Origin of the sequence: Collinsella sp. AF25-2LB, from assembly GCF_003458415.1 — a bacterium.
In the GTDB taxonomy this organism is placed as follows: Bacteria; Actinomycetota; Coriobacteriia; order Coriobacteriales; family Coriobacteriaceae; genus Collinsella.
In genome coordinates this window covers 1-23,004 of sequence record NZ_QRUF01000012.1, presented here as the reverse complement: position 1 = coordinate 23,004, position 23,004 = coordinate 1, and the positions used below count along the sequence as shown (strand labels likewise).

The 23,004-nt window shown below is 58.7% G+C and carries 21 protein-coding genes and 1 tRNA gene; 3 read left to right on the top strand and 19 right to left on the bottom strand.

The features are described 5' to 3' along the window. Window positions 1-123 precede the first annotated feature (123 nt). The 18 genes from rmuC to DWY51_RS06620 all read right to left on the bottom strand — a co-directional run bounded on the left by rmuC (window position 124) and on the right by DWY51_RS06620 (window position 18,124). The gene (gene rmuC / locus DWY51_RS06705) at window positions 124-1,479 is read right to left on the bottom strand and encodes a DNA recombination protein RmuC (protein WP_117770289.1); all 1,356 of its coding nucleotides are present in this window, start codon (window positions 1,477-1,479) and stop codon (window positions 124-126) included. A gap of 51 nt (window positions 1,480-1,530) precedes the next feature. Next, on the bottom strand, window positions 1,531-2,094 hold the full coding sequence (locus DWY51_RS06700) for a transcriptional regulator (protein ID WP_117629046.1): 564 nt from the start codon (window positions 2,092-2,094) through the stop codon (window positions 1,531-1,533). After that, the gene (locus DWY51_RS06695) at window positions 2,091-2,621 is read right to left on the bottom strand and encodes a DUF6036 family nucleotidyltransferase (RefSeq protein ID WP_117770288.1); all 531 of its coding nucleotides are present in this window, start codon (window positions 2,619-2,621) and stop codon (window positions 2,091-2,093) included. Before DWY51_RS06695 ends, DWY51_RS06700 begins: the two co-directional genes overlap by 4 nt. A 123-nt stretch (window positions 2,622-2,744) precedes the next feature. Next, on the bottom strand, window positions 2,745-3,179 hold the full coding sequence (locus DWY51_RS06690) for a hypothetical protein (protein ID WP_117564953.1): 435 nt from the start codon (window positions 3,177-3,179) through the stop codon (window positions 2,745-2,747). Between the two features lie 444 nt (window positions 3,180-3,623). Further along, window positions 3,624-4,163, bottom strand: coding sequence for a rubrerythrin (gene rbr / locus DWY51_RS06685; protein ID WP_055252097.1), 540 nt, complete (start codon window positions 4,161-4,163; stop codon window positions 3,624-3,626). A 114-nt stretch (window positions 4,164-4,277) separates the two neighbouring features. Continuing rightward, window positions 4,278-5,183 carry an adenine glycosylase gene (locus DWY51_RS06680; RefSeq protein WP_117758024.1) on the bottom strand — a complete coding sequence of 302 codons (906 nt, stop codon included), beginning with the start codon at window positions 5,181-5,183 and terminating at the stop codon, window positions 4,278-4,280. Between the two features lie 21 nt (window positions 5,184-5,204). Continuing rightward, window positions 5,205-5,690 carry an Rrf2 family transcriptional regulator gene (locus tag DWY51_RS06675; protein ID WP_117629049.1) on the bottom strand — a complete coding sequence of 162 codons (486 nt, stop codon included), beginning with the start codon at window positions 5,688-5,690 and terminating at the stop codon, window positions 5,205-5,207. Window positions 5,691-6,048: 358 nt separating this feature from the next. Beyond that, window positions 6,049-6,126, bottom strand: a tRNA-Asp gene (locus DWY51_RS06670). 409 nt (window positions 6,127-6,535) lie between these two features. Then, complete coding sequence (locus DWY51_RS06665) at window positions 6,536-7,003, bottom strand: YfcE family phosphodiesterase (RefSeq protein WP_117584170.1); 468 nt, start codon at window positions 7,001-7,003, stop codon at window positions 6,536-6,538. A gap of 96 nt (window positions 7,004-7,099) precedes the next feature. After that, window positions 7,100-7,816, bottom strand: a complete 717-nt coding sequence (locus tag DWY51_RS06660) for a LytTR family DNA-binding domain-containing protein (protein ID WP_006235156.1) — start codon at window positions 7,814-7,816, stop codon at window positions 7,100-7,102. Window positions 7,817-7,888: 72 nt separating this feature from the next. Next, complete coding sequence (locus DWY51_RS06655; protein ID WP_006235157.1) at window positions 7,889-9,232, bottom strand: histidine kinase; 1,344 nt, start codon at window positions 9,230-9,232, stop codon at window positions 7,889-7,891. Continuing rightward, complete coding sequence (locus DWY51_RS06650; RefSeq protein ID WP_117638136.1) at window positions 9,229-10,416, bottom strand: glycosyltransferase; 1,188 nt, start codon at window positions 10,414-10,416, stop codon at window positions 9,229-9,231. The genes DWY51_RS06655 and DWY51_RS06650 overlap by 4 nt, the downstream gene beginning before the upstream one ends. 171 nt (window positions 10,417-10,587) lie before the next feature. Beyond that, window positions 10,588-11,847 carry an MFS transporter gene (locus DWY51_RS06645; RefSeq protein ID WP_117770287.1) on the bottom strand — a complete coding sequence of 420 codons (1,260 nt, stop codon included), beginning with the start codon at window positions 11,845-11,847 and terminating at the stop codon, window positions 10,588-10,590. A gap of 101 nt (window positions 11,848-11,948) precedes the next feature. Next, complete coding sequence (locus DWY51_RS06640) at window positions 11,949-12,893, bottom strand: zinc dependent phospholipase C family protein (RefSeq protein ID WP_117634430.1); 945 nt, start codon at window positions 12,891-12,893, stop codon at window positions 11,949-11,951. A gap of 92 nt (window positions 12,894-12,985) precedes the next feature. Beyond that, window positions 12,986-13,720 carry a LytTR family DNA-binding domain-containing protein gene (locus DWY51_RS06635; protein WP_117716143.1) on the bottom strand — a complete coding sequence of 245 codons (735 nt, stop codon included), beginning with the start codon at window positions 13,718-13,720 and terminating at the stop codon, window positions 12,986-12,988. 40 nt (window positions 13,721-13,760) lie between these two features. Further along, complete coding sequence (locus DWY51_RS06630; protein WP_233504650.1) at window positions 13,761-15,146, bottom strand: histidine kinase; 1,386 nt, start codon at window positions 15,144-15,146, stop codon at window positions 13,761-13,763. A gap of 117 nt (window positions 15,147-15,263) precedes the next feature. Further along, complete coding sequence (locus DWY51_RS06625) at window positions 15,264-16,541, bottom strand: amidohydrolase family protein (protein WP_117770285.1); 1,278 nt, start codon at window positions 16,539-16,541, stop codon at window positions 15,264-15,266. A 131-nt stretch (window positions 16,542-16,672) separates the two neighbouring features. Continuing rightward, on the bottom strand, window positions 16,673-18,124 hold the full coding sequence (locus DWY51_RS06620; RefSeq protein ID WP_117646630.1) for an APC family permease: 1,452 nt from the start codon (window positions 18,122-18,124) through the stop codon (window positions 16,673-16,675). Between the two features lie 527 nt (window positions 18,125-18,651). Here DWY51_RS06620 and DWY51_RS09675 point away from each other — a divergent pair. Then, on the top strand, window positions 18,652-19,482 hold the full coding sequence (locus tag DWY51_RS09675) for a C39 family peptidase (RefSeq protein ID WP_233504649.1): 831 nt from the start codon (window positions 18,652-18,654) through the stop codon (window positions 19,480-19,482). A 256-nt stretch (window positions 19,483-19,738) separates the two neighbouring features. On the opposite strand, the gene arcC is transcribed toward DWY51_RS09675, so the two are convergent. Beyond that, window positions 19,739-20,701, bottom strand: a complete 963-nt coding sequence (arcC, locus tag DWY51_RS06610) for a carbamate kinase (RefSeq protein WP_006235166.1) — start codon at window positions 20,699-20,701, stop codon at window positions 19,739-19,741. Between the two features lie 435 nt (window positions 20,702-21,136). Between arcC and DWY51_RS09505 the strand changes: the two genes are divergently transcribed. After that, window positions 21,137-21,286 carry a hypothetical protein gene (locus tag DWY51_RS09505; protein WP_156333784.1) on the top strand — a complete coding sequence of 50 codons (150 nt, stop codon included), beginning with the start codon at window positions 21,137-21,139 and terminating at the stop codon, window positions 21,284-21,286. 107 nt (window positions 21,287-21,393) lie between these two features. Continuing rightward, window positions 21,394-22,755 carry an ATP-binding protein gene (locus DWY51_RS06605; RefSeq protein ID WP_089573252.1) on the top strand — a complete coding sequence of 454 codons (1,362 nt, stop codon included), beginning with the start codon at window positions 21,394-21,396 and terminating at the stop codon, window positions 22,753-22,755. Window positions 22,756-23,004 lie beyond the last annotated feature (249 nt).

The window sequence follows — 23,004 nt, the reverse complement described above, 5'->3', positions numbered from 1 at the left end:
GCTTCCTTTCGCGTCTGATAGGGCGAAAGGCCATTGTTGCACATTAAAGTGCGCTTTAGGCAAGTGCGATGCGAAAAGCACCCGCGCCCTGCGCCTGCGCAGGTGCCCCGCCGTCAAGTGCCGCTAGTCCTCGTCTTCTTGGTCTGCGAGCAGGCCCGCGGACGTGAGCCCCAAGACCTCGTCGGCCTCCTTGGCGTCTTCCAGCGCGTCGATGTCCTTGAGCTTGCGCTCCATGACGTTGGTGCGCGTGGTAATGATGCCCTCGACCGTTTTGCCCGCGGTCTCGATCTGCTGCTGGGCGCGGCGCAGCGCCTTTTGATAGCGCGGCAGCTCGGCCTTGACAGCGGAGAGCACGCGCAGTACATCGTCGGTGCGTTTTTGCAGCTTAAACGTTTGGTAACTCATCTGCAGGCTGTTGAGAATGGCCGCCATGGTGCTAGGACCGGCTACGTTGACGTGATAGTCGCGGCCCAGGGTCTCGATAAGCCCGGGGCGGCTGACGACCTCAGCGTACAGCCCCTCAAACGGAACGAACATGATGCCAAAGTTGGTAGTCACGGGCACGCTCAGATACTTTTCGCAGATGTCCTTTGCCTCACGCTTGACCATAGCGTCAAGCGTCTTGCGCGCGGCGGCGACGGCATCCGCGTCGCCCGACTCTTGGGCATCGAGCAGATGCTCGTACGCGTCGCCCGGGAATTTGGAGTCAATCGGCAGCAGTACGGGGTCGCCCTCGTCTACCGGCAGCTTGACGGCAAACTCAACACGCTCCGAGGCGCCGGGCTTGGTGGCAACGTTTTCCAGATACTGATCGGGTGTGAGGATATCCGCCAGGATCGCGCCCAGCTGCACCTCGCCCAAAATGCCGCGCGCCTTGACGTTACCCAGCACGCGCTTAAGGTCGCCCACGCCAGTGGCGATAGATTGCATGTCGCCCAGGCCCTTATACACGGCCTCGAGCTGGTCGCTCACCTGCTTAAACGATGCAGACAGACGGTCGTTGAGCGTGCGAGAGAGCTTCTCGTCCACCGTCGCGCGCATCTGATCGAGCTGCACGTTGTTGTCTTTGCGGATGGCGCCCAGCTGAGCATCGACCGTCTCGCGCACCTTGTCCAGGCGATGCTCGATGCCCTCGCGATTGGCGCCGAGCTGTTGGGCCGTCTCACGGCGCAGGTCATCCATCCGGTCACCAGCTTGCGAGAACTCGCGTGCGATGGCCAGGTAACGTTGCTGCTCCACGGCCGCATCGGTCGTCTGCTGCTGCGCGATGGCATTGGCCGTGCGGCGTGTTTCGGCCAGCGCGACGTTCAGGGCATCGAGCGCGTTGTTGGCCTGCTCGAGTGCTGCCAGCGTTTCCGCGCTACTGTCGCCACGCTCCCGCAACTCGGCACGAAGGCCCTTGAGCTGCAGGGCACAGGCCGCAGCGACCCCCACCGCCACCAAGGCGATCACAACAAGCACAATATCAATAGCAGACATAGACTCCGCCCAACAAACCCAATCGATTATCAATCAAAACCGCGATCAATCTTACCCCGCCACACGCACCGGGCGCCCGGCCCCTTCTTGGGTGCTTCTCTCCTCCGCATATTCCATAATGCGACGCGCTGTCTTCCTGCTCACCTTCGAGTCATCACCGGCTAAGTATGCGTACACGTTTCCCTTATTCAGATTCAAATCGCGGCAGAGACCGTAGCGCGTTACACCCGATTCCTCCAATGCTTTAAGTGTTCTCTTTCTCATCAGGGCGTTCACCCTTCTGTCGGCCGCTGGCTTTTCTTTCACCCCTCTATACGCACGCCAAACGTTGGCGTAACGATTGGGGAGCTTATCCTCGGAGCATAGAGATGCCAGGCTACTCGCTTGGCCATACAGAGACAAAACACCTCGATAGCCCTCTTCCATCCACGAGCCCTCGGATAAACCCAGAACGTATTCGGCCTTACCCTGCGCCAAAGCGAGCAAAAACAGAGGCTCCGCCACACGCGGCTCAACCGTTGTTGCCTGCTTTACAAGCTTCCTAAAACTCAGCGACTGCTGTCCGGACAGCTCTCGGCAATAGCCTTTCAAAAATCCCTCAAAAGTCAGATTCAACCGAGCACCTCCTTTTTGTATTGCCTGTATGCACAGACCATCTCTTGATAACTCCGCTCTGAAGGCGACGAGGCCAACGCCTCTCCTTCATCGAATATAAGCCGCTCGAGCAGATCCCAATCAAGTCGGTCGATAAATGTTCGACTATGGAGGTCGACGATGTCGTTCGGACGATAGGCATAAAGCTTCATCACCGCCAGATCCTCCAAAGATGGCGTAAAGTACCTGATAAAATGCGCCCCGATCTCCAATGGGATCAGTCGATCTTCGTAATTGAATGGCATCTGGTTGCAATATGCCACTACCATGCCATTCACCTCGGGGTATCGAGCTATGATCTCGCGGAGGCGCCTGTCTGCCTCAAACACATCAATGTCATGTGTAACCGACCGATTCGTCACATCGTTTAGCATGAAGGCGCTTCCTCCCACCAATACAACGCTCGGCCTATCGTCTCTTGGACCTATTTCCAGCTCCGCCTCTTCGTCAATATCCAAAAGAGTCTGCTCTAAATCCTGCTTATACATAGCAAATCCTATTATTATTCATCTTCAATAATACTATTCAGTCGCACGACAGGACCCACAGGATGCAAGAATCCTACTCGTGGCGAGAATCCCTACACCCTAGAAGTCCTAATGTGACAAACGCTAACTCTCCCAGCCGGCGCGGATGGTTGTTATGACGTCACCTAAGCGCTGGCCTAGGGCCGCTAGATGCTGGAGCACCTCGTTGGGCGATGCGCCGTTGAGGATGCACGTGAGGGCATACGACGCCAGAAAGATGGCCGCAAGCCCCAGCGGGATGAGCACGATCATCGCCAAGGTGCGCAGGCGCTGGCCCACGCGGCGACGACGCGCACGACGCTTGTCGAACGCGAGCTCCTGCGCATATGAATCTTGCTGTACGGAATAGGCCTCTGGTGCCGATTCACACCCGGGCACAGCTGCAGGTACAGCAGCGGGCACGACATTTTGCGCAAAGGGCTGGACTGCCGCCCCTTGCATTTGCATCTCCATGAGTCGTTGCTGCTGACGCAGCATGCGCTCAGCTTGTTGCTGCGGAGTCTCAAGAAACAAATCCATGCTGGCCTCCAAAATCGGAGCATTCGACGCTTACGCCCAGCATCCCGCACCGCCATGACCGCGACAACGCAATCCGTAGCAATAGCCGCAAAGTTTCTTGTTGACAAAAGCTGTCGAAAACCTCAACAACTCCCCTACCAGCACTTTCTCTGAGCTTTTTTATCGAATGGTCTTTTGCCCTTCCGCCAACCCGCCAACTAACCAAAATCTAACCAAAAGCTTGACGAAAATTGTGGAGACCGAGACCCCACACAAAACGTGCCGCCCCAAAAAGGGGCGGCACACAATCTTTAATATCAGCTTTTCAGTAACGAGCACGCGACGACCCGAAGCCGGAGCGCAGGGCGGGGGAAACACCTTTGCCTCGCGCGACCCTGCGGAGCCGTGAGCGAGAGGGAAAGGTGTTTCCCCCGCCCTGCGCTCCGCAACAGCCAGCGCCACGCGCTAGTAGTTCACCACCTGCTCCTCAAAGTACGCCTTCGGGTGGTTGCACACCGGGCACACCTCGGGCGCCTCGGCACCAACGTGCAGGTGCCCGCAGTTCAGGCACTTCCACACCTTTACGCCCTCACGCTCAAACACCTCGCCCGACTCGATGCGCTCGACGAGCTTGTTGTAGCGCTCCTCGTGGGCCTTCTCGACGGCGGCGACACCACGGAACTTTGCGGCAATCTCGGCAAAGCCCTCTTCCTCGGCGGTCTTGGCAAACTCGTCGTACATCGTGGTCCACTCGTAGTTCTCACCCGCGGCGGCATCGCGCAGATTGTCCAGGGTATCGGGGACGGCGCCATCGTGCAGATACTTAAACCACAGTTTGGCGTGCTCGGACTCGTTGCCAGCCGTCTCGGCAAAGATGTTCGAGATCTGAACGTAGCCGTCCTTCTTGGCCTTGGAGGCATAGTAGCGATACTTGGTGTGTGCCTGGGACTCACCGGCAAAAGCGGTCTCGAGGTTCTTCTTGGTTTGAGAATTCTCAAAATCCATAGGTGTACTTCCCTTCAACGCATGCCGCCCGTAGGCTTCGAGCGGCCTCGTCTTTAGGATGCCCTCATGCCGAAAATCTAAACCTTACAATCCTGTTCTTCAGATTTGCACGGGCTAGATGCTCAGCCAGCGATCGCCCTCGGCTCGGCAAAAGCCCTCACGCTCCAGGTCGGCCAGAATGCCCGCGACAAGCTCGCGCTCGACCGGTCCACGCCCAGCCGCCGCTTCCATCTCGTTAACGCCCACCACGGCATCAGCAAGCGTAATCCCCGCCGGCTGGCCATCGCGCGCTGCCAGCAACATGCGCACGATATGCGCGCGCTTTTGGCGACGTGAGCCCTCAAACTTTGATTGACGGCTATAGCCCGCCGAGCGCCTGGACGGATTGGGCAACGTCTTTTTTAGATATGCGCCGTAATCTAGCAACGCGTAATACCACGCGCGCGGCGTATCGGCATCATCGAGCGGCACGGCAAAGGGAGCGATCTCGTCGGTCGCCGCACCGGGGGCCGCCGGACAGGCCGCCTGAATCAGCGGCACCAGCTCGCGATCGGGAACAGCCGGTACATCGGGAAAGAAGTGATGCAGAAAGACCGTGCGCACGTTGGTCTCCAGATACACGCCCGGAAGATCAAACGCAAACGACCGGATACCTTGCGCCGTTGCCGGGCCAATACCAGGCAGAGCGACCAAGTCACGCGTCTCGTGCGGAAACTCCCCGCCCCAATCCTCTACGACCCGTTGAGCGGCCCCGTGAAGCGCCAGAGCGCGTCGGTTGTAGCCCATGCCCTGCCAAGCGTCCAAAACATCGGAAGGCGCGGCCTGGGCAAGCGCCTGCACGGTCGGAAAGCGATCGAGCCACGCCGGCATACGCGTCTCCACGCGTGGTACCTGTGTTTGCTGCAGCATGACCTCAGAAAGCCAAATGATGTACGGATCGCGCGTGCGGCGCCACGGAAGGTCACGATAACGCAGGACCCCTTCCGAACGAATCATCGAACGAAAGGGGTCCTGAATCATATCTATGCTCCTTATGCGGCGCTATTCCTCCCGGCAAGCGCACGCGCAGGTGGCGTACTCGGGAAACGCTTCGCGGTCGGCGAATTTGGGATCGACGGCCGGGAACTGGCGGTGAGCGACGATGTCGCCGAGCGAAACGGAATCGAGGTAATCGCGCATCAACGCTTGAGCTCCGGCCCACAGGGGATGATAGCAGCACGTGCCCATGCGTGCACAGTCGCCATCGGGTGCGGTGCAATCATTCATAACCATAGGGCCCTGAACGGCCTCGACGACCTGGCGGATGGTGACGTCGTCCGGACTGACCTTGAGACGCATGCCACCGTGGACGCCACGCAGGCTCTCCACAATACCGGCCTGGACCAAACCGTGCTGAATCGAGCGGGCAAACGAATACGGAACATTGACCTCTTCGGCAGCGGTGCGAACAGAAAGCAAACGCTCCGGATCCTCGGCAAGCATCGCCAGCATACGAAGGGCGTAATCAGTCTTCCTCGATATGTCCATTTTTCCCCTTTCAAGGAATACGAACAGCTCGAACGAGCTCCGGGGCCGAGCTTGTGTCGAGACGCTAAATGACCGCAGGACATCCAAATGGTAAATCGGATATCCACTGAATGCCGCGCTTGGAGCGAAATGCATCAGATGCGGCCCACAGTGCAATTTAGTATAACCTAACCCCCTGCTTCGTTGAACAGGTGTTGCGCAACAAAGCTGTTGTTTAGACAGATATGCTTATTAGATTTTACTTGCGTTCCCGAAGGGGCGGGGATTCTGGGCGAAGATGCGCCAGGGCGATCGTTCTATCGAAACAAAGTGCATCAAACGCAAAAAGCCACGTCCGAAGACGTGGCTTTAATTGCGTTGGCGGGAAGTACGGGGCTCGAACCCGCGACCTCCGACGTGACAGGCCGGCGCTCTAACCAAACTGAGCTAACTCCCCAGGCAGACGTTCGCGTTTGTTTCCGCTCGCGTGCGCTGCGGGGATTAGTATACACAGAAGTCTGTCCGGCGCGCAACAACTTTTTTGAAAAAATTTTTCGGTCCCTCCGGGAGGGTCTCCGGGGCTGGGGGCGGGGGTTAAGTTTGCTGCTCTACAGTCCTGCGCAAGACGGAAAGCACATTAAGTGCTTTCCTTTGCGTGCGGAACTCGCGACAAACTTAACCCCCGCCCCCAGCCCCGGAGACCCTCCCTGCCGTCACATTGTTCAACCAGTTTTGCGGGCGCGCGCCGCTGCGCGGCTAGCCCGCGTGCTCCGCGGCGGGGTTGGTCTGATGGATCTTGTTGAACTTCGGCCTTTGGCTCAAAGAAAAACGGGAGACGCGATCTGCATCCCCCGTTTTTGTTGCGGTTAGTCCAAGTCAATAAACTTGGTGCTTAGGATCTTGCCGTCTTTGACGAGCATTCTGGCCATGGTGGGGCCTCGGGTGCCTCTGGGGTAGCTGGCGCTGCCCGGGTTGAGGACTAGGCAGCGGCCCACTTGGGCTTCTTTGGTTACGTGGGTGTGGCCGTTGATGGCTACGTCTACGGATCCCACCGGAAGGTCTTCGCGGTAGTGGGCTACGGCGAATTTGAGGCCTTCGTAGGTAAAGAGCGCAAGACGGTCTACATCGGGGCCGTAGTCGCGGTAGTAATCGTTGTTGCCCAATACGGCCCGCACGGGGGCGATGGTGCATAGGTGCTCGTAGTCCATCTCTGACGTAAGGTCGCCGGCGTGGATGATCAGGTCTGCGCCCTCAAGCTCATCCAAGAGCGCAGGCGATAAATAGCCGTGGGTGTCCGAGATGATGTCGATGCGCTTGGCGCTTGCGCTGTTCATGGGATCCCTTCCGCAAAAAACGATTCGGCAGATACATACAAAAAAGGCCCCACGGCCCCGCAGACGATGGGTCTACAGGGCTGCGGGGCCAGTGTGCTAGAGACTCAGAGCCTTCTTGAGCGGCACGACGCGGCGGCGCGAAACCGGCACGCGTTCGTCGACGCCCGTAATGCCCAGCTGGATGGCGCCCGAGGGCACCGTCTCAACGTCCGTGACGCACGCTAGGTTGACGATATAGCGGCGGTGAACACGGAAGAAGCCAAAGTCGCAGAGCTTGGCCTCAAACTGCGCCAGCGAGGTCGTCGACAAAAAGCGATCATCGACGGTATAGATGCAGGAGTAATCGTCCTTTGCCATGATAAAGCGGATGTCATCCACGGGAATGAGCACCTTGCGGCCGCCCTTTTCCACCGGGATACGCTCGATGGTCACTTTGCTGTCCGTAACCGGCTTGGCGCGTTGCATGACCTTCTCGATCGCGCGATCCAGGCGTGCCTCCTCAACCGGTTTCATTAGGTAATCGACAGCATCTACGTCGAACGCCTCGACGGCATGATCGCTATACGCGGTCACAAACACAATCGCCGGCGGATTTTTGAGCTTATGCAGCGCCTCGGCAAGTTGCAGGCCCGAGGCACCGGGCATCGAGATATCGAGAAACACGACATCCACGCGACTTTCCATAAGCATCTCGATGGCGGAGCGGACGCTCGACGCCTCCGTGATCGTGCCGATCTTGCCCGTTTGCTCGAGCAGGAAGCGAAGCTCCGAGCGAGCCGGCGCCTCATCATCCACAATCATCGCACGCAGCATAGGGATAAAACCTTTCGTCAACTAACTACGCCGGGCATCCGTCGCATGACGTTGAGCCCGTAGCCTTTTATTTTACTCTTGAATGTCAAAGATGCTCTCTGACAAATCAAGATGAAGGAGCACTTTGGTGCCCTTGCCCGGCGCCGATTCGACACGCGTATAGGAGTGCGGCCCATAAAAGCGATGGATGCGCTCCGAAATATTGTGCATGGCCACACCGGCGCCGCCACCCTGGGGAGAGCTGGCGTCGGGACGGGCAGAGCGCTCGTCAAACAGTCTGGCGGCGGTACCCTCATCCATGCCCACGCCATTATCGGCCACGGCAATCAAGATTGCATCCTCGCCGTCTTGGTGAACGGTCACGTCGATCCTCAGGGCGTCGTCATCGCCCATACCATGACGTACGGCGTTCTCGACAATCGGCTGGATCACGAACGCCGGCACCAGCGTATCTTCCACGTCCTCGGACACATCGAACGTCGCAAGCACGCGGTCCTCGCCAAAGCGGGCCTTCTCAAAGGTAAGGTAGCGCTTGGTCTGTGCGACCTCGCGCGAGACCGGAATAAGCGATCCCGAGTTGTCGAGCGTGGCACGATAGAACGATGAGAACTCACGAAGCAGTTCGCGGGCCCGCAGCGGGTCGGTGCGCGTAAACGATGCAATGGTGTTCAGCGTGTTGAACAGGAAGTGCGGGTTAATCTGCGCCTGCAGCGCACGCACCTCGGCGCGCGCCGTGAGCTCCTTTTGCACCTCGAGCTCGTGGATGGCGAGCTGCGTGGACAAGATCTCGGCAAAGCCCGAGGCAAGCGCGTACTGGGTACGGTCGACGGCGCGCGGGGTCTTGTAGTAGAACTTGAGCGTACCGACGGTACGATCGCCCACCTTGATGGGGGCGATAATGCCGGCGGGGACTTGGTTGTGCGAGCCGTCCGAGCCCACGACATCCACCATACGGTTGAACGACTGCACGATGCCATGTTCGATAACGTAGCGTGTGGCAAGCGTGTGGATGGGAGTATCGGGCAGCAGTTTTTCCTCAAACTCGCCCGCGCAGGCAAGCACGTTGTCCTCGTCGGTGATGGCCACCGTCATGGCGCGCGTCTCGGGCAAAATGCGCCGGCACACCAAACGCGCCGACTCCTGCGTCAGACCGCCCTTAATGTCCTCGAGCATGGCCGAGGCCACCGAGAGCGTCTCCTCGGTGTACTGGGAGCGCACCGAATCGGGATTGAGCGTCAAAAAGATAAAGATGCACAGAAAGATGCACAGCAGCGCGCAGGCAATCACCGTGGCGATCGGCTCGATACCGGTCACCAAGGCGAAAATAAAGTACACCAGCACGCAAATGGCGCAGGCGACGGCAATGATGCGAAAGATTGATATTGAACTATCGCGCTGGGCGCGGCGGTCGATCATTCGGCCCCCTCCAGAATACTGATCAGTTGTGCGTCACGCCAAAGCCCGTCCATAATCTTGGGCCAAAAGCTCTGGAAACGCAGATAGCTTGCAGCGTTTTGGCGCGCATAGGCCTTTGCCTCGTCGATACCATGGCGCCAGATGCGCAGGTAGCCCTCATGCTCGCGGGTAAACACGCTGCGGACCATAGCGGTCTTGCGCACGCGGTCGTCGAGCTCGCGCGAAATCCACGGGCCCGGGTAGGGCATGAGCGATGCCGCCGTAACGGGGATGAGCTCCTTTTGATGCGCGGCGAACGTCAACTTGGCCCGTTCGTAGTACCAACGGTATACATCCTGCATAAAGCGCGGTGAGCGCTTTTCGGACTCCGGAGGCAGATGGCGCACGGTCCACTCGTTATCAAACCACACGTCGTAGCCAAACATACGCATGTTAAAGAGGTAATCCAAGTCCTCGCCGCGGGTGATAAACGGGTCAAAGGCCACACGCGTAAAGGCGCGGGCGTGCAGGGCCATCAGGCCGCCGCACACGTAGTTGGAGCGCGAGATGCGGGTGCCCGAGAGCGCCTTTTTCATCCAACGGTTGAACTCGATGCGCTTGGTCCACCAACGATGGCAGATGCCCGCCTTGTCCGTGGGAGCCAGCGGCGAGCCGTCGCGATCGTAGAAATAGCCGCTCTTGACCAAGATCGGCAGGCCCTGGCGCGTCTGCTGACCCAGCGCGTAGGTCGCGCGCTTCATAAAGTCGGCATCGATGACAGTCTCATCGTCATCCAAAAAGATAACCGCGTCATGCCCCAGCACAGCGGCACAGGCTAGCCCCATGTTGCGGATGGCACCGTAGCCTCGCAGGCTCACGCACTCGCCCGAACCCTTGGGCGCGATCTGAGCAACCCGGTCTGCGATGCGCGAGGCCTGGGTGTTGGTGACAACGGTGACCTTGAGCGTGGGATGCGCGTCGACAATCTCGTGCACGCGCAGCGACACATCGGCTGTGGCAGAAACAGGACAGACCACCAAAAGGATGATGCGCGGGATGTCGCACACCTGCTCAAGCGAGGCCAGGCAGCGGTCGAGTTCGGGATTGTCGGCGTTGAGTCGCGTCGAATGGTCATAGGTGCCAGGGGCGTTTGCGCAAGCGTCATCGCCCGCCCAATACGTTGGAATCACGACCGTGGCGTTCATGCCTTACCCTCCCTGCAACACAAAAACGGGACGCCGCCAAACACAGGCGACGCCCCGCGACCTAGCTGATTCCATCATACCCACTTGGGCAAATCATTGCTCGCAAGTCGCAATGTTTATTGCGGATAACCCCAAAAGAGTACCGTGGACAGGCACAATAGCCGCTCGCTCCTATGCGGCATGCTCTGCCGCCCGAGTCATGCGGGACAGGCGGACCAGTAGCATAAAGCCAACGACCAGCAGCACGCCAATGGAAAGGACGCCCAGCGACGGGTTGCCGGTCAGCGAGGTGACGACCGACACCAGGAAGGTGCCCATAACGCTTGCATAACGACCAAAGATGTCAAAGAAGCCGTAGTACTCGTTGGACTTTTCCTTGGGGATAATGCGGCCAAAGTAGCTACGGCTGAGCGCCTGCACACCGCCCTGGAACAGGCCGACCATAATGGCAAGCACCCAAAACTCAAAGGCAGTCTTGAGGAAGAACGCGGCAAAGAGCACGATGCCCATGTAGGCGGCGACTGCCACCAAGATCATATTGAGCGTGCCCACGCGGCCGGCGAGCTTACCGTAGATGATGGCGGACGGGAAGGCCACAAACTGCGTAACGAGCAGAGCCAGCACCAGTTGGGTCGAGTCGATGCCCAGAGCCGATCCGTAGCTGGTTGCCATGGAAATAACCGTGTGCACACCGTCGATGTAGAAGAAGAACGCGATCATGTAGACCAGCACGGTCTTATTGTGGGCGATCTCACGCATGGTGTGTCCGACCTCGGAGAACACACCGCCCACGATGTGGCCAATAGTATCCTCGGGACCGCGCTCGCGACCGTACTTTTGCTTATAGGCGCGAATGAGCGGCAGGGTAAAGATGAGCCACCAGGCACCAGTGATGATAAACGACAGACGCGTTGCCAGCATGGTGGGGATGCCAAGAGCGGGGCCACCCATGATGAGCGCCAGGCAGATGACGAACGGCACGGTGGAACCGATGTAGCCCCAGGCATAACCCGAGCTGGACACGGCGTCCATGCGCTCGTCGGTGGTAATGTCAGGCAGCATGGCGTCGTAGAACGTCATAGAAGAGTTAAGGCCGATGGTGCACAGCACGTACACGGTCAAAAATGCCATGGCGGACATTGGGATAGCCTGCGCCAGGCAAAGCACCAGGCCCGTGAGGAAGAAGCCCAAGAAGAACTTGATCTTGTTGCCGGCGTAGTCGGCAAGTGCGCCCAGAATGGGCATGAGCATGGCGATGACCAGCGAGGCGATCGTCTGCGCATTGCCCCAAGCGACCACCAGGTCGGCCGAGGAAGCGCCGGTATTGATGGCGTTAAAGTAAATGGGCACCACCGAGGTATTGAGCAGCACGAGGGCCGAATTGCCCACATCGTACATAACCCAGTTACGCTCGAGCTTGGTGTATTTCATGGACAGGGACCCTTCGTATTTGCCCGATATGCAGTTAGTTCATCGTACCCCAATTGTCCAGAAGCACCGGTAAGGATTCGGCAAAGGGGCACGCATGAGCCCTATTCCTCGCGGTCGAACTCCTCATCGGCATTGAGCACGCGACCGCTGTAATTGACATGGTTGGTCACGGCTTCCATATCGCCGGTCTCGATAAAGCGGGCAACCGTGCACTCGTAATCGAGCAGCGCGCGGTCAAAGACCTCGGGGAAGCTCTCGGTCGAGACTTCATCTGTAAAGGGGTTCTTCCATGCCAAGTGGCCCAGGTTGCCGGTACGCTCGGGCAGCTCGGTCGTCACGCGGTGCGCAAGGCCGTCGAGCAGCGAGTAGTCGTGCACCAAGCCCTCAACCAGCGAGATCGCGCGCGTCTTTGCGGAGCCGGCCGGCTCAATCGCGCGGTAAAGTCGCTGCATATTGGCAACGGCAGCACCGTACTCCCCCGCCGGAATGTCAATGCCGTACACGCGTCCGGCAACATAGCTCATCAGCACGCCGGCCACGCGATTGATGCGATCGGTGGTGACGATCTCGCCCGCCGGCGGGTAATCGTCAACCGTAGCGCCATCGCGTTTAAGCTGCAGCATCAGTACATCCAGGTCGCTCTCGATCACGGCATGGACCTGACTGCTCGAATCCTCAAGCTCTGAATCGGACTCCACGATGCCAAACTGTTGCTCATAGACAAAGGGGTGAGCGTTGCGGTCGAGCACGTAATGAGACAGCAGGCCCAGCGCAAAGGCACGACCCAAGCTGGCGTCGCGCGGCAGCAGATGCGACACGCCATCGCGCAGGCACGCGAACTGGCGAGACATGCGCGACCGATGCATGACCTGCGCCAGCAGCGTGCAGTCGGAAACACGCGGTGTCAGAATGTGAAAGAAAAACGGGTCGGGGCCTTGGTTGCCCAAGATAAAGGCAATGCGCTCTTCATCGGACGTGATGACGCCCTGCGGAAGACGGTCGATGCTTTCCTCGCCAAACAGATGATGGGTGATAAGCGCGGGCATAATGATCCTTTCGATTTCATTCGATGCCACCCATTATGCCCACCGCGCGCCCATGCCAAACCTGCGATGGTAAACGACGGCACGCAAGCCTCTTACGCAAGCCCCAGGTGCGACTTGACCTCGGCGGCACGACGACGGGACACCGGCACCGTCGAGCTCACGCGGTCGAGCCTGAGCTCCATCAACCCCGTGGAGCCAATCTCAACATTGTGCACGTCTTCCAAATTGACCAGATAGCTGCGATGAACGCGAATAAAGCCCTCGGAGCCCAAGCGACGTTCGAGCGAAGAGATCGACTCATTGATCAGATATGTTCCCTCGGCGCAGACGGCGTTGCAAAAATCGGCACGCGCCTCAAAGTAGCAGACATCCGCCACGGGGATGAACACCTTTTTGCCCCCGCGATCCACCGTCAGACGCAAGGGCTGGCGCGGAGCATGGACGACACGACGAACGCCCAGGGCGGCCTCGATCTTATCGAGCGCCTTTGACAGGCGGGCATCCTCGACCGGCTTGACGACGTAATCAATGGCATCGAGGTTATAGGCATCGGCCGCATACTCGGCAAATGCCGTCACAAACACCACGACCGGCGGCGTTTTTAGGTTCTGCAGCGTCTCGGCAAGCTCGATTCCCGAGCGGCCGGGCATCGTGATATCCAAAAACAGCACGTCGGGCTTGTTCGACAGAATCGACTCCACGGCCTCGGTGACATTGCCCGCCTCGGCAATCTGTCCCACACGTGCATCCTTTTCCAGCAGATAACGTAGCTCAGCCCTAATAGGAGGCTCGTCATCAACCACCAAGATGTTCCATCCCTCGGACATATGCGCTTCCCCTCTTTTTTTCTCTCAATCCAACCGCGCGCTACACCTTCATCGGCGCCGGCTCATGCGGCTCGCCGTTCAGCTCGACGATGACCTGCGTTCCCACGCCCTCCTGGGACTTCACGCGCATGCCAGAATCTTCTCCGTAAAAGAAATGGATGCGCTGAAGCACGTTGAAGAGCGCCAGGCCGCAGCCTCGCTTGATGGAGCCGTCGGCGGTAATGCTCTCGGGCTCCTCTCGGCGATGCTGCTCAAACAGATGCGCGCAGACTTCTTCGCTCATACCGATGCCGTCATCTTCGACGATGATCTCCAAGCCGTCATCGGTCTCAAAAGCCCTAACATGAATAGAAAGCGGCTCGGTCTCGCGCTGCGCATGCTTGATGCAGTTTTCGAGCAGCGGCTGCAAGATAAACGGCGGCACCATGCTGTCGCGCACCTCAAAGTCGATATCGACCGAGACGCGCAGACGGCCGTCGCCATACCGGGCCTGCATAAGGTTGATGTAACGAGTGCCCTGTTCCACCTCGTGCTCGAGCGTTGTGAGGGTATCGGAATCGGACAGTGTCTGACGGTAGTAATTGGAAAAGTCGATGAGCAGCGACCTGGCCTTGTCCGGCTCGGTACGCACGAGCGACACGATGGTGCTGATGGTGTTAAACAGAAAATGAGGATCGACCTGCGATTGCAAGGCGCGCAGCTCCACGCGGGCTGTGAGCTCGTCCTGGCGCTCGAGCTCAAAGCTGGCGAGCTGCGTGGAGATGAGATCGGCAAAACCCGAGGCCAACGCCGTCTGGCGCATATCGATGCTGCTCAGGCGGGGATAATACAGCTCGAGCGTACCCACGCAATGCCCGCGCACGGTAAGCGGCGCGACAATGCCGGCGCGCAGGCGGGGAAAATAGCCGTCCGTCTCATTGGAGGCGTCGCGCGAAAATACACTCTGCTCGCCGGACTCGATCACGTTGAGCGTGGTCTTGAGTACAACCGGGGTGCCGGCAGGGCACTTTGCCGAGTCCTCGCCCCAGCTTGCCAACACCTGTTTGCCATCGGTAAAGCAGATGGCAGAGGCGATGGTCTCGGACAGGATAATTTTAGAGGCGCCCAGGGCCGCTTCGGGCGTAAGGCCGCGCGACGTGTAGGCGAATATTTTTGATGCGATGGCGAGCGTACGGTCGGTTGCGCTCGATGTGAGGTCGTCGGGGACCACAAAGACATACGAGAAGAAGAAGCACAGCATGACCAGACCGGCAATAACGACAACGCCCGGAACGGGATTGGGATTATCGGTTAAATCCCAGATAAGCAGCAGGATAAGCGCCGGAACGACAATACCGAGCAGGATGGCCTGAACAACATGCTGGGCCGTACGAAAGACCTTGGTAGAGTTGTAGCTCTTGCCCAGAATCAGCCTGTTTAAATCCACCGTCATCCCCTCTTGTCCTTAGCACCCATAGCAATAAAGAGGGCCGCAAGCGACCCTCTCCATTGCATTATGCAATCAAAAACTGTGTTTTACATCAAGCCATCGACAAACGGTATCTTAGGCGCTGTATTTGTTAGCCTCACCAAAAGTGCCAGCCTCGATGATCCAGCCATCCTTCATGATGACGTCCATGTTGTCGGTGTTGAGCACGTGGATGTCGGCGGCGACGTCACCGTTGACAACCAGCAGGTCGGCGCACTTGCCGGCCTCGATGGAACCGGTCTCGTCCTCGATGTGGCACATCTTGGCACCGTTGAGGGTGGCGCAGGTGATGGTCTCGACCGGAGTGAAGCCGATCTTGTCGACGAACTCGTACATCTCCTCGATGGAGCAGGTGCCGTACGGGGTGACGAAGGAGAAGGAGTCGGAGCCGATCGTCATGACGACGCCGCGCTTCTTGGCCTCGCGCAGGCAGTCGTAGTTGCGCTGCAGCTCCTTCTCGACCAGGGTGCCCTCGTACTTGTCGTGCAGCTCGGGGACGTAGACGGGCGGATAGGTGGCGTACCAGGTGGGCAGGAAGGCGATCGTCGGGGTGAAGAAGGTGCCCTGCTCGGCCATGAGGTCCATGGTGCGCTCATCGATATCGAAGCCGTGAATCAGCTGCTCGCAGCCAAAGCGAACGGAGTCGTAGGCGGCGGCGTGGTTGTTGTAGCAGTGACTCCACACGGGGATGCCGACCATCTTTGCCTCTTCGACCACGGCCTGGATCTCCTCGGAGCAATAGTGCTGGTCGCGACCGGAATCCCAACGCCAGATGCCGCCACCGGTAGCCCAGATCTTGATGGCATCGGGGTTCTCGCGCAGGCGACGACGGACGGCCTTGCGCAGATCCCAAGGACCATCGACCTGGTCGCCCCAGGGATGGGATTCCTTGTTGAGCTCCTGGGTGCAGTGGTGGGAGTCACCGTGGCCGGCAACGCGGCAGAAGCCAAGACCAGTGGCCAGAACGCGCGGGCCCTTGAAGACGCCCTTGTCGATGCAGTCGCGAATCTGGATACCAAAGCGGCCGATCTCGCAGACGGTGGTGAGGCCGTGGGTGAGGCAGTCGTAGGCCTGCTTGACGGCGACGGCCTGCTTCTCGAGGAGCGGCTGCATGACCCAGTCGGTGTCATCGTCGGTCAGGTTGCCCGAGAAGTGCAGGTGGGTGTCGATCAGGCCGGGAAGGACGGTCTTGCCGGCGGCGTCGATAACCTCAACGCCCTCGGGAAGGTCCTGCATAGTACCGGCATACTCGATCTTGCCGTTGTCGTCGACGAGAACGAGGGAGTTCTCGACCGGCTCGGCACCGGTACCGTCGATGAGCTTGCCGCCAACGATTGCATACTTAGTGGACATGGTTCCTCCTTATGGATCCATATAGTGGGCGAGGCCATGTTGGGTTATGGCCTCACAAAGCTACCCAAGTGGTGCCGGGTTCGGTGCGCGGAAGAGAGGGGTCCGCGCACCCGATCCGCCCCGGCTAGGCGTTATTTTTTGCGGGAATTGGTGAAGGCCATGAGGGCCAGGCCAACGGCCAGCCAGCCGATCACGATGCTCCACTCCACCATGTTGAGGGAGGCGGGAGAGAACGGGACCACGAGCAGGCCGATGATGACGGCGCAGGCAGCGACAGCGAGGCTGATGCCAAACTTGCCGCCGGGCACCTCGTAGGGACGAGGCAGGTCGGGCTCGGTGAAGCGCATGCGCAGGCAAGCGAGGGCGACCATGCCGCAGGAGAAGATGAAGGCGAGAGCCGACACGTTGGTCAGAGGGATGAGCATGTTCTTGCCCAGGAACGGACCGATGACGGTGATGACGCCCAGGACGGCGCAGGCGAGCTTGGGAGCGCCGGACTTGGGATCGACCTCGGCGAACTTCTCGGGCAGCTGGCCCTTGCGGCCCATGGCAAGCATGATGCGGCTCGTGGCGCCGTAGAAGGAGTTCATCGGGCCCATGGGTCCAAGCGTGGCGATGACGAGCATGGCCAGGTACAGGAGCATGTTGATGCCCTTGAGGCAGGCAAGCGCGGGAACCGGGCTCTTAACAAACTCATGCCAGTCGAGGATGGTGCCGAACGAGTAGATGCAGACCATGTAGAAGCCGCCGGCGGCCAGCAGGGCCAGGGAGATGATCTTGCCGAACTTGTTCCAGTTGAGGCCCTCGGCTGCTTCCTCAGCCTGCTGAGGAATGGTATCGAAGCCGGCGTAGAAGAACGGGGTCAGAACCAGGACCGACACGATGCCGGCGAACAGGCTGGTGCCCTCGGTAGCGGGCTTGCCGCCGCCAGCACCGGTGACCTGGGAGAACACGGGCATGGCGTGTTCCGGCGAACCGGTGAACAGCGAGACACCCATGGCGAGCAGCATGCCGCAGAGCAGAGCCTTGGTCAGGAAGGCCTGGAGCTTGGCGGCCGAGCTGGCACCGCGGAAGTTGAGGAAGATGACGTAGACTGCAAAGCCGAGCGCGATTAGCGTCGGGAACAGGTAAACGTCGGCGCCCAAGATGGTGTAGAGCTTGACGGCGCGCAGCCACTCAAGACCGGGCAGGCTGCCGAACATCTCGGACACGAGGGTCGAAATGGCGATGGCCTCCCACGGGCACAGGATGCCGTTGCCCAGGGCCAGGAGCCAACCGGTGATGTAGCTCAGCGTACGGCCAAAGCTACGGTCGACATACTCGACGATGCCGCCCGAGATGGGGATAGCAGCCGTGAGCTCACCGAAAACAGCTCCGACGGGCACGAGGAAGATTGCACCCAAGAGGAATGCGATCATAGCGGGAACGGGACCGCCGCCCACGACCATCCAGTCGCCGACCTGCAGGACCCAACCAGTACCGATGATGGCACCGAAACCGATGGTGAAGAAGTTCCAGAGCGAAAGCGTTTTCTTCATGCCACCGTTACCTTCGACTGCAACTTCTGCGTTCTTGTCCGCCATTGTTCCCCTCCTTTCCTTATTGACGCCTCTTTGGCGTCACCCCTTGCGCGGTCTGTTTTGCCGCGCGCTTTTATTTCGTGGCTTTAAGATACGGCCTTGGCACAGCAGCGCCGCTTGTGGCTCGACCGAAGGCAGAACTGCAAAACGAGCGGCGCCGTTTTTGGGACGAACGGAGGAAGACGTCATTCGTCTTGGACGCTTTCATCTTGGCTGCTTTTGAATACCTGTTGCCGTGACGCTTGGCGCGCGGCGCGGCAACGTTCATACCATTTGTCAGGCTTTTGGCGCACATGCCCATGTGTCGTGCATCTTTTTATGTAGGATAGACAAGTTACACATGAGGCAAGGTGATTCGAATGGCATATGGATACAATGACGGCGACCAACGGCCACAAAGCGTGCGCCTTGCCGGCCGCACCACGCCAACGCCCAGAAGCACCTCCGACAACGACAACCCGCAGCGCCCCCAAGAGCAGCTCGGGGCTTCTTCGCGGCAACAAAGCCGTACCGTGCAGCAGTCAGACCGAATGAGTACGAGCACACGCCAACGCCAGACCGACACATCGCAGCCACGCCGCTACGATCGCCGTAAGACCGACTACTACGTTAAGCGCTCCTTTTCGCGACCTCAACGCGATCGCGGCAATTCCGCCCCTCGCCCCGCGTCGCACACCACAAGTCACGCGCTTCCGGCCCGCCGCCTACGCCTTGCGTTTTGCTCCATCGCCGCCTGCCTCGTCTTTGTGTTTTTGGGATCCTGTATCTCTCACGGATCAGCCGGTCTCGAGCCCACTGCCGAGGACAAGCTGCTTAAAGCTCCCGTCGCACCCGGTTACTCCTTTGCGTTCTCGACCCCACGCTCGCAGTGGCAGGCCGGCACCATGCCCCACATCTACCAAATTGACCCCGCATGGTCGGAGCTGCCCTATGCCGGTGGCACTATTCGCGAAAACGCTTGCGGCCCCACTTGCCTCACCATGGTCTATATCTTTAAGACCGGCCACACCGATAAGACGCCGGTCGATATATGCGCACTGGCCGAAGCCGGCAACTACGCCCCCACTGGTGCCACCGAGTGGTCGTTTATGACAGGCGGTGCGTGGCAGCTGGGGCTCAACGGAACACAGCTCTATAACAATCGCGAATCGATTACCCAAGCACTTCGCTCGGGTGCGCCCGTCATCGCCGCAGTGCGCCCCGGTACGTTTACCAACGTAGGCCACTACATCGTGCTCTACGGCATCGACGATGCCAACCAGATTGGCGTCTACGACCCCAACTCGGCCAGCCGCAGCGCCCGCCGCTGGGGCGTCGTAGAGGTCCTCAACGAAGTCGAAGCCATGTGGGCCTACTACTAGTCATTGGGCACTCATTGGGGACAGACTTAAATGAGTAGTCATTTTTTGACCAGTCGTTTAAGAACGTCCCCAATGACTATTAAGGACTGTCCCAAGCTGCCGGCAGGAAAGGACCGTCCCCAAGTGCCGGGTTTGTCCCCAATGACTAGGTGAATAGCAAAAGCCCCGCAGTCGGAGCGGACTGCGGGGCTCATGAAGAGAGGCTAGTCTGTGGGCGCTTTGCCTGGCGCCCACGGGAGAGGCAACAGAGTAGAGGCTACTCGTGGATGCGGGTACCGGAGAGGCCGGCCATGGTCTCGGCGGCCTTGTCCAGGGCGCCGATGATGCAGGTGCGGCCCTTGCGGGAGCGGGCAAACTTGATGGCAGCGCGGACCTTGGGCTCCATGGAGCCCTTGCCGAACTGGCCCTCGTCGGCCAGGCGCTCGGCCTCGTCGGCGGTGAGGTCCTCGAGCTCCTCCTGGTTGGGCTTGCCGAAGTTGATGGCGACATGCTCGACGGCGGTCAGCAGGAACAGGACGTCGGCGTCGCAGTCCTCGGCCAGCAGCTCGCCGCCCAGGTCCTTGTCGATAACGGCGGGAACGCCCTTGTAGCAGCCCTTGTTCTCGTAGTCGCGGACGACGGGGATGCCGCCGCCACCGCAGGCGATGACGATGAACTCGTTGTCGAGCAGGTTGAGGATGGAGTCGGCCTCGACGATCTTCTTGGGATCGGGGGAGGCGACGACGCGACGCCAGCCGCGGCCGGAATCCTCGACGAAGACCTTGGAGGGGTCCTCGGCCATGAACTCCTTGGCCTGCTCCTCGGTGTAGAAGGGGCCGATCGGCTTGGTCGGGTTCTTGAACGCGGGATCGTCGGGATCGCACTCGATCTGGGTGACGACGGTGGCGGCGTGCCAACGCTTATAGCGCTTGTGCATCTCGCGGCCGATGCCCTGCTGCAGGTGGTAGCCGATGTAGCCCTGGGACATGGCGCCGCACTCGGGCAGCGGCATCTCGGGGGTGCCGATGGCATCGTGGGCGGCGGCGAAGGCGTTCTGGATCATGCCGACCTGCGGGCCGTTGCCGTGGGTGATGATGATCTCGTTGCCCTGCTCGATGAGGCCGAGGAGAGCGTGGGCGGTGTTGCTCACGGCCTCGATCTGCTCGACGGGGTTGTTGCCGAGGGCGTTGCCGCCAAGGGCGACGACAATACGATCGGGCTTGCCAAGAGGCTTAGACATTGCTGGAATCCTTTCTGTAAAAGGCCTACAACCCATTAATAACCCGCGTCCGTGCGATACGCGAGTTTATTAAGGTTTATATTCTCTTTATCGCTCATTTTATTCATTTTGAAAATACCTAAGCGGCGAACGGTCGATTTTACCCGCTCAGCGTAAAGAAGCCCAGTTCAGGCATATCTACGCCATTTACGTGCAACTTTATTTAAATAGAGCAGGGATTAGACCAGATTATGCAAACTATATCTTTGCTAAACACAAAACGGACAGCGCAATATCTTACTCGCACTATACGCGATTCTATACATTAATTTGACGAGTATGCACCCCTGCAAAAACATGGGGCTTTTCATCCAACATAAGGGATAGCCGATCGCGCTTCACCCCGCGGCAAGCGACTGCGAGTTCGCAGTATGGAACTTTACCGTCGGCTTCTGCATGAACGCTGCCGACGCCCTTTCGCTCCTGCGCGCCCAAGCAGCCGAGAACGCTAACGGCGCCACTGTCAACCTGGCCACCCTCAACAACGGCGCCGCCAGCCTTTTCGCAAAGTACCGTGCTGGTTCGCTGGCTTTGAGGCCTAAGTGAGCTTTGCTATTTGCCAATTTTTGTATGATTTGGGTCAAATCTATTTGTCAATTTTTGTATGATTAGGGGCAAATCTATTTGCCAATTTTTGTCAATGAGGTGTTTTAATGCTACGCCGCAAGGTCACTGATAGGCTTTTGAGCTGGAAGAATAACTCCCATAAGGCCCTGCTTGTTACCGGTGCGCGTCAGATTGGCAAGAGCTATGCGATTCGCGCGTTTGGAAAGAGCAACTACGCTTCGTATTATGAGGTCAATCTGCTACTTGATGCCGAGGCAAGAGACGTACTTGTTGGCGCTAAGAACTCCATTGACTTCATCAACCGCGTGGCCCTTCTTGCGGATGCACCGCTTGTTGAAGGAGACACGCTTATCTTCGTCGATGAGATTCAGGAGTATCCGCAGATCGTTACACTTATGAAGGCGCTGGTCGAGGACGGACGCTTTAGCTATGTCTTCTCGGGGTCTATGCTTGGGACTGAGTTTAAGGGGATCTCTTCTTTCCCGGTGGGGTATGTCGAGCACATTGTTATGCGGCCAATGGATTTTGAAGAGTTTTGTTGGGCAAACAGCATCAGCGAGAATGTGCTTGCAGACATCCGCAGCTGCCTTGTCGAGAGGCGTCCCGTCGAAAATTTTATTCATGAGGCGATGCTCAAAAACTTTAGAGCTTATATCGTTTGCGGCGGCATGCCGGAGGTCGTTCAGAACTATATCGATTCGGGCTATTCGCTCGTGAGAACGCGTGAGCTTCAAATTCAGCTAGTCGATCAGTACAAAAGCGATATCTCTAAATATGCATCGACTCGAGCGTTTAACGTTCGCTCCATTTTCGAGCAAATTCCCGTTCAGCTTGAGGCGGAGTCCCATCGCTTTATCGTCTCGTCTCTAGGCGAGGGAGCTCGTCTTCAAAAATACGAGCAGGATTTCCTATGGCTGGTGAACGCAGGCGTTGGATTGATGGTCCCCCAGGTGACGGAGGCACGAAGTCCTCTCAAGAGGACGGAGAAAACGACGGCCTTTAAACTATACGAGTCCGATACAGGTATGCTCGCATCGCGGTATCCCGGCAGCACGGCACGCGCCGTCTACCTTGACATGAAAACCCCCAACCTCGGCGGCCTCTATGAGAACGTGGTCGCACAGGAACTCGTTGCCCTCGGAGCAGATACGTGGTACTACCAAACGCGTGAGGTCGGTGAAGTCGACTTTGTAATCGAAGGTGCCCGCGGGCATGTTGTCCCAATCGAAGTCAAATCGGGCAAGAAAGTTCGAGCACATGCAGCCCTCGACCGTTTGATGAGTGTGGGCGAGTACAAAATTCCCGAGGCCGTTGTGCTGAGCCACGAAAACCTTTGCAAAGAGGGCAAGATCCTTTACGTTCCAATCTATATGACATTCTGTCTCGATGAGTTTATGGAAAAGGACGACCCCAACAACGATTTCTCGTTTGCACCCATATCCCTCTAGGCCATCTGGGTCCGCAACCAGGTCCCCCTCTATGCCCAAAGCAGCGCGTGGTTTCGCGGCAAAGCCGCGAAACAGCGACCGGGATAAAAGGCCCCACCAACCACGCCCCTCGTTCAGCCCCACAATCCGAGGACGTAGTCGTAGCAGGATCTGAGGTCTAACCTTCGCGGACACTCCGCAGGACGAAAGAACCCCCGCCGCACGTAGTGTGAACTGCCTCCCATTTCTTGGACACAAGAAATGGGAGGC